This window comes from Massilia sp. CT11-108, assembly GCF_047302915.1.
Lineage (GTDB): Bacteria > Pseudomonadota > Gammaproteobacteria > Burkholderiales > Burkholderiaceae_D > Telluria > Telluria orientalis.
In genome coordinates this window covers 1-6,881 of the sequence record NZ_JBKYMO010000310.1, presented here as the reverse complement: position 1 = coordinate 6,881, position 6,881 = coordinate 1, and the positions used below count along the sequence as shown (strand labels likewise).

General features: G+C 65.1%; 6 protein-coding genes. 1 reads left to right on the top strand and 5 read right to left on the bottom strand.

Annotated features, from left to right (window positions below; translation table 11 throughout):
- The 5 genes from ACEN88_RS21240 to ACEN88_RS21220 all read right to left on the bottom strand — a co-directional run.
- On the bottom strand, positions 1-1,165 hold a 1,165-nt coding region (locus tag ACEN88_RS21240; protein ID WP_413342772.1), incomplete at its 3' end, for a glycosyltransferase family 4 protein.
- Positions 1,162-2,103 (bottom strand): GDP-mannose 4,6-dehydratase, encoded by a 942-nt coding sequence (locus ACEN88_RS21235; RefSeq protein WP_082577100.1) that lies wholly within the window; start codon positions 2,101-2,103, stop codon positions 1,162-1,164. The genes ACEN88_RS21235 and ACEN88_RS21240, both read right to left, overlap by 4 nt.
- Before the next feature lies 1 nt (position 2,104).
- Positions 2,105-3,148, bottom strand: a complete 1,044-nt coding sequence (gmd, locus tag ACEN88_RS21230) for a GDP-mannose 4,6-dehydratase (RefSeq protein ID WP_413342770.1) — start codon at positions 3,146-3,148, stop codon at positions 2,105-2,107.
- A 363-nt stretch (positions 3,149-3,511) separates the two neighbouring features.
- Positions 3,512-5,824 (bottom strand): NADP-dependent malic enzyme, encoded by a 2,313-nt coding sequence (locus ACEN88_RS21225; protein WP_413342768.1) that lies wholly within the window; start codon positions 5,822-5,824, stop codon positions 3,512-3,514.
- Between the two features lie 144 nt (positions 5,825-5,968).
- Complete coding sequence (locus ACEN88_RS21220) at positions 5,969-6,505, bottom strand: carboxymuconolactone decarboxylase family protein (RefSeq protein WP_413342766.1); 537 nt, start codon at positions 6,503-6,505, stop codon at positions 5,969-5,971.
- A 112-nt stretch (positions 6,506-6,617) separates the two neighbouring features.
- On the opposite strand from ACEN88_RS21220, the gene ACEN88_RS21215 reads away from it, so the two are divergent.
- Positions 6,618-6,881, top strand: a 264-nt coding sequence (locus ACEN88_RS21215) for a cupin domain-containing protein (protein ID WP_413342764.1), incomplete at its 3' end; no start/stop codon positions are given.

Below are 6,881 nucleotides of genomic sequence, written 5' to 3'. Positions count from 1 at the left end.
CGGCGGGTTCGCGCGCCAGCGCGAGCATGGCGTCGGCGATCGCGCCGGTGTCGAGCGGATCGACCTCCAGCGCCGCGCCGGCCGTCACTTCCGGCAGCGACGTCGTGTTCGACGCGACGACCGGCACGCCGGACGCGAACGCCTCGACGACCGGGATGCCGAAGCCTTCGTACAGCGACGCGAACACGAACACGCCCGCGCCGGCGTACACGTGGCGCAGTTCGGTGTTGTCGGTGAGCCGGTTCAGCCAGACGACGTTCGCCCCGTCCTGCACGGCGGCGGCGATGCGGCGCAGCAGGTCTTCCGAGCGCGCACCGGCACTGCCGACGATGACGAGCTGGCGCTCCGCGCGCACGGCGGGCGGCAGCGACAGGTAGGCGTCCAGCAGGCGCTCGACGTTCTTGCGTGGCTGCAGCGTGCCCACGAACAGGAAATACCCCGGCCGCAATCCGTTGGCCTGCAGGGTCATCGCCACGGCATGCGCCGGCGGCGGCGCCAGCCATTCTTCATCCACGCCGCACGGCACGACGGTGATGCGGCGCTCGTCGATGCCGAAGCAGTCGACCAGTTCGTCGATGGCGAAGTGCGACAGCGCGATCACGTGGTCGGCCTTTTGCGCGGCCTTGCGCTGCAGCCAGTTCTTCAGGCCACGCATGCGCGGATTGCACCACTCGGGATGTTTCACGGGCAGCGCATCGTGCAGGCTGGCGACCACGGGGCAATCCATGCGCACGACGCGGTAGTCGGTCACGTGGAACACGTCGACGGGCATGTGCACGCGGTGCGCGTCCGGGGTCAGGAGGTCGACGAAGGACGCGCGTTCGAAGGTACGGGGCAACGCTTCGCCCTTCGTCACGGGCCCGGCGCTGCGCAGGCGCGGCCAGGAATACGGCCGCATCGCGCAGCCGGCGTGCGGCAGGTGGCGCAGCAATGCCTGCGTATAGACGCCGATGCCGTCCAGGTGCCCGCCCGTGAAGGCCGGCTCGATCATGGTCGTGCCGATGCCGATGCGCAGGTCCGGCTGCAAGAGCGCATCGTTGGCGGCCTCGGCGGAACCGGGGAGCGCGCGCAGGCGGTCCTGCAGGGCGGGCGTGCCGTCCGGTCGTCGTTTAGGGAGGCCCAGTTCGATCATGGTGGTGTCCAGGCCGGTCGGCACCCTGTTCATGCCTGGTACATCCAGCGCAGCGTGTCGACCAGCGGCGTGGGCTCGATCGTACCGATCGTGCCTGCCAGCTTGGCGTTGCTGCCGGACAGCGTGAGCACCTCGTTGGCGCGCACGAAGGCGGGGTTGACGTGCACTTCGATGCGGTAGCCGGCGATGTCGCTCATCATGTCGATCAGGCTCTCCAGCGAGTGCGAGCGGCCGGAGCAGACATTGAAGACTTCGCCGGCGGGTGCCGCCGCGAGCAGGCGCCGGTAGCTCTTCGCCACCGTGCGCACGTCGGAAAAATCGCGCGCGATCGCCAGGTTGCCCAACTCGATGCGGCGCGCGCCCTTGCGGAAGTGCGACACGATCTTGGGCAGCAGGAAGTTCTCGTTCTGGCCGACGCCCGTGTAGTTGAACGGCCGCGCGATCACGATCGGCAGCTTGTCCATCCACAGGCGCGCCATGTATTCCATCGCGAGCTTGCTGACGGCGTAGTCGTTCGCCGGCGCGGGCGGCACGAATTCGTCGATCACGGGCACCGCGGCGTTGCCGTAGATATTGGCGGACGACGCGAGCAGCACCTTGGACGGCTTGTGCGCACCGTGCGCCAGCGCTTCCAGCAGGTTACGGGTGCCGACCACGTTGACGCGGTACATTTGCTCGGCGTCGTTGTGGGCCACGAATGCGATGGCGGCCAGGTGGACCACCACGTCCGGCCGCACTTGTTCGATGACGGCGGCCAGCGCGGCGCGGTCGGTCAGGTCGACGGTGAAGATGTCCGGTCCGGTCTCGCTGCCCGGCAACACCGTGCCGAACACGTGATAGCCCGCAGCGGTGAGCTCGCGCGCCATGTAGTAGCCGGTGAAGCCGCGCAGGCCGGTGATGAGGGCGCGCTTGCCCTCGCCTTCCTTGGGCTCAACCATCCGGACGAGGTCTTCCGTGACCATGCGGTTCATGTCAGAACGAAAAACCGGTCTCGTTGCGACGCAGGTCGGCGTCGACCATCATCTGGCACAGCTGTTCGAGCGACGTCTCGGCCTTCCAGCCCAGCTCTTGCTGCGCCTTGGACGGGTCGCCGATCAGCAGGTCGACCTCGGCCGGACGGTAGAACTTCGGCGACACGCGCACGAGCAGCTTGCCGGTGCGGGCGCAATGCCCCGTTTCCTGCTCGCCCTTGCCTTTCCACTCGACGTCGAGGTTGGCGCCGCGGAAGGCCATGGTGACGAAGTCGCGCACCGTTTCGGTGCGGTTGGTGGCCAGCACGAACGTATCGGGCTCGTCGGCCTGCAGGATGCGCCACATGCCTTCCACGTATTCGCGCGCATAGCCCCAGTCGCGCTTGGCGTCCATGTTGCCCAGTTCCAGCACGTCCAGCTTGTTCAGGACGATCTTGGCGACGGAATCCGTGATCTTGCGGGTGACGAACTCGCGGCCGCGCAGTGGCGACTCGTGGTTGAACAGGATGCCCGAGCTGCCGAAGATGCCATAGGACTCGCGGTAGTTCACGGTCATCCAGTGGGCGTACAGCTTGGCGACGCCGTACGGGCTGCGCGGATAGAACGGGGTCGACTCGACCTGCGGCACGGCCTGCACCTTGCCGAACATCTCCGACGTGGAGGCCTGGTAGAAGCGCGCTTTCGGGTGGACGATGCGGATCGCTTCCAGCAGGTTGACGGCGCCGATGCCGGTGATCGAGGCGGTGGTCACGGGCTGATCGAACGAAACGCCGACGAAGCTCTGCGCGGCCAGGTTGTACACCTCGTCGGGACGGGTGGATTCGATCAGGCGGATGCTCGAGGAGAGATCGGTGAGGTCGTATTCGACGAGGTTCAGGTTCGGATGCTGCTCGATACCGAGTTCGGCAATGCGCCAGAAATTAACCGAGCTGGACCGGCGAAAAGTGCCGGTCACGGAGTAGCCCTTTTCCAGGAGCAATTGTGCCAGATAGGCTCCATCCTGCCCGGTAATACCGGTGATCAGGGCCTTTTTTGTTGTTTGCATGTTCTTGGTGATCCAGTGGTGGTCCGTAGCGGCCGCCGCAACAGCCGAGGCGGGTCGGCATGCGGGTCGTCGGCCGCGCTGGCGCGGACCAGATAATTTTCCAACAACCCCGCATTGTAACAGAGTGGTGCCTGGGCCTTTGCACAAAAGAAATCGTGCAAAAGAAGCAATATGTACTCGTCTATTATCGCCTGAAAGCCCGCAAACACGTCGCGTGATTACGCATTGTTACGAGTGCCTCAAGCTTTATTACATATTCACGAAATGTCGGGAACTTCTACATTTCAATGACAAAAGGGCCGCAATGGGCCCTTTTGAGTCATTTCGTCACAGGTGGCAAATCTACAACACAAAGGTGTCGTATCAACGCTCCGAGACGGCGTCGACGACGCACAGCGCCGTCATGTTGACGATGCGGCGCACGGTGGCCGACGGGGTCAGGATGTGCACCGGACGCGCGCAACCCAGCAGCACGGGGCCGATGGCGACGCCGCTGCCGGCCGCCGTCTTGACCACGTTGTAGGCGATGTTCGCGGCTTCGATGTTCGGCATGACGAGCAGGTTGGCGTCGCCCTTCAGCGTCGATTGCGGCATGATCTTGGCGCGCAGCTTCGCGTCCAGGGCCGTGTCGCCGTGCATCTCGCCGTCGACTTCCAGGTTCGGGGCCTTTTGCTGGATGAGGGCCAGCGCGGCGCGCATCTTCCTGGCCGACGCGCTGTTCGACGTGCCGAAGTTCGAGTGCGACAGCAGCGCCACGCGCGGCGTGATGCCCAGGCGCTCCAGTTCCTCGGACGCCATCAGCGTGATCTCGGCCAGCTCTTCCGCGGTCGGATTCTCGTTGACGTGCGTGTCGACCATCGCGATCTGGCGTTCCTGCGTGATGATGAAGTTCAGCGCCGCATAGACGTTGCTGCCGGCACGCTTGCCCAGCACCTGCTCGATGTACTGCAGGTGCACGTCGGTCGTGCCGTAGGTGCCGCAGATCATGCCGTCGGCGTCGCCCTTGTGGATCATCATCGCCCCGATCAGCGTGTGACGGCGGCGCATCGCCAGCTTGGCGAGGTCTTCCGTGACGCCCTTGCGCATCACCATCTGGTGGTACGACTGCCAGTAATCGCGGTAGCGCTCGTCGAAGTCGGGGTTGATGACGTCGAAGTGCTTGCCCTGCTTCAGGCGCAGGCCGAATTTCTCGATGCGCTTTTCCAGCACGGCCGGACGGCCGACGAGGATCGGGCGGGCCAGGTTCTCGTCGACGACGACCTGCACCGCGCGCAGCACGCGCTCTTCCTCGCCCTCGGCGAAGACGATGCGCTTGCGCTCGGCCGGCGCGCTCTTGGCGATCTGGAACAGCGGCTTCATGAAGCTGCCGCTGCGGTAGACGAATTGCTGCAGGCTCTCGGCGTACGCGGCCAGGTCGGCGATCGGACGGGTGGCGACGCCGCCTTCCATCGCGGCCTTGGCGACGGCCGGCGCGATGTGCGTCAGCAGGCGCGGGTCGAACGGCATCGGGATCAGGTATTCCGGACCGAACGACAGGTTCGAGATGCCGTAGGCCGACGCCACGATGTCCGACTGTTCCGCGTGGGCCAGGTCGGCGATCGCGTGCACGACGGCGATTTCCATTTCGCGCGTGATCGTCGTCGCGCCGCAGTCCAGCGCGCCGCGGAACATGTACGGGAAGCACAGCACGTTGTTGACCTGGTTCGGGTAGTCCGAACGGCCAGTGGCGATGATGACGTCGTCGCGGACGGCCTTCGCGTCTTCCGGCAAGATTTCCGGGTTCGGGTTGGCGAGCGCCAGGATCAGCGGGTTCGGCGCCATCTTCGCGACCATCTCGGGCTTGAGCACGCCGCCGGCGGACAGGCCCAGGAAGATGTCGGCGTCCGGGATGATCTCGGCCAGCGAACGGGCCGGCGTATCCTGGGCGAAGCGTTCCTTGTCCGGGTCCATCAGCTCGGTGCGGCCCTTGTAGACGACGCCGGCGAGGTCGGTCACGTAAATATTCTCGATCGGGAAGCCGAGGTCGACCGCCAGGTCGAGGCAGGCCAGCGCCGCGGCGCCCGCGCCGGACACGACCATCTTGCACTTCTTGAGATCCTTGCCGACGACCTTCAGGCCGTTCAGGATGGCGGCGCCGACGATGATCGCGGTGCCGTGCTGGTCGTCGTGGAAGACCGGGATCTTCATGCGCTCGCGCAGCTTGCGCTCGATGTAGAAGCACTCGGGCGCCTTGATGTCCTCGAGGTTCACGCCGCCGAACGTCGGTTCCAGCGCGGCAATCACCTCGATCAGCTTGTCCGGATCGGTTTCGTTGATTTCGATGTCGAACACGTCGATGCCGGCGAACTTCTTGAACAGCACGCCCTTGCCTTCCATGACCGGTTTCGAGGCAAGCGGGCCGATGTTGCCGAGGCCGAGGACGGCGGTACCGTTCGAGATGACCGCGACGAGGTTGCCGCGCGCCGTATATTTATACGCGCTGGCGGGGTCCTTGACGATTTCTTCGCAGGGCGCGGCGACGCCCGGCGAGTACGCCAGGGCCAGGTCACGCTGGTTCAAGACGGATTTGGTCGGGGTGACGGCGATCTTGCCGGGAGAGGGAAACTGGTGGTACTCGAGCGCGGCAGCCCGCAGTTGTTGACGTAGTTCTTCTTTTTTATCGATTGACGAATCCATGCTTTGCAGCCTTCCTGAACTGACCGGGGGTCTCCGATTTTAGCAGAGTGTCACCGCGAACCGTCTACGTATTTCTTGGTATCGACAGTCGTGACCGGAGGCAGGTAGCATGGCACCTGCCTCCGCTTCCCGCCCCGTTCCGCTTCAGGCAGGCGCTTTCGGGAAGTCCACCACCGTGTCGTTGATGCGGTTCAGCAGGTTCGTGAACGTGATGCTGGTGATCGCGAAGATCGTGTCCACCACCTGCGTATCCGTGTAGCCGGCCGCCTTGAACGCATCCACCACCGGCTGCGGCACGGTGCCGCGGGTGCCCGTTACGTCACGCACGAACGTCGACAGCGCATCCAGTTTCGCGTCGCCACCCGGCGTGCCCTTCCGTGCGGCCAGGATCGCGTCCGGGCCCAGGCCGGCCATCTTGCCCATCAGCGTGTGCGCGGCCAGGCAATAATCGCAACCGCTCACTTCGCTGACGGCCAGCTTGATCACCTCGATCTCTTTTTTCGACAGGCTCGTGTCGGCCAGCTTCGCATCGAAGCCCAGCAGCGCCTCCAGGGCCACGGCGCTGTTGTTGCCGATCGTGTCGTACGCGTTCGGGACCTTGCCCAGTTTCGCTTTGATGGCGGTAAAGAGTTCGGCGGTACGGCCGGTGGCGTTGGTACCCAGTGCGTTAAGACGGCTCATGATCTTTCCTTTCGTTGTGGGTTGGTGTGGAAAGAAGTCTAGGCCCTTGGACTAGTACGATGAATGCCCGGATGCTGCGATAATTTGCCCAATCGTCTCATCTGATAAAGACATGGATACCCTGAGCCGCCTGCTGTCGCTGTACACGATCCGCACCTCCCTCGACATCCGCTGCGAACTCGCGGCGCCCTGGGTGCTGGACGAACCCGCCGCGACGCCGGGCGTGGCGCCGTTCCACGTGATCGTCGAGGGCGGCGCGCGCGTCGACGTCCCCGGCCACGACACGCTGGACCTTGCGACGGGCGACGTCGTCGTCTTCCCCAGCGGCAGCGCGCACCGCCTGCACGGGGGGCCGGCCGCGGACGCCGCCCCGGTG

What these genes read in the sequence shown, in the direction of transcription:
- ACEN88_RS21225 (WP_413342768.1), bottom strand. Translation starts at nt 5,824, where the DNA reads ATGGATTCGTCAATCGATAAAAAAGAAGAACTACGTCAACAACTGCGG.
- gmd (WP_413342770.1), bottom strand. Translation starts at nt 3,148, where the DNA reads ATGCAAACAACAAAAAAGGCCCTGATCACCGGTATTACCGGGCAGGAT.
- ACEN88_RS21235 (WP_082577100.1), bottom strand. Translation starts at nt 2,103, where the DNA reads ATGAACCGCATGGTCACGGAAGACCTCGTCCGGATGGTTGAGCCCAAG.
- ACEN88_RS21220 (WP_413342766.1), bottom strand. Translation starts at nt 6,505, where the DNA reads ATGAGCCGTCTTAACGCACTGGGTACCAACGCCACCGGCCGTACCGCC.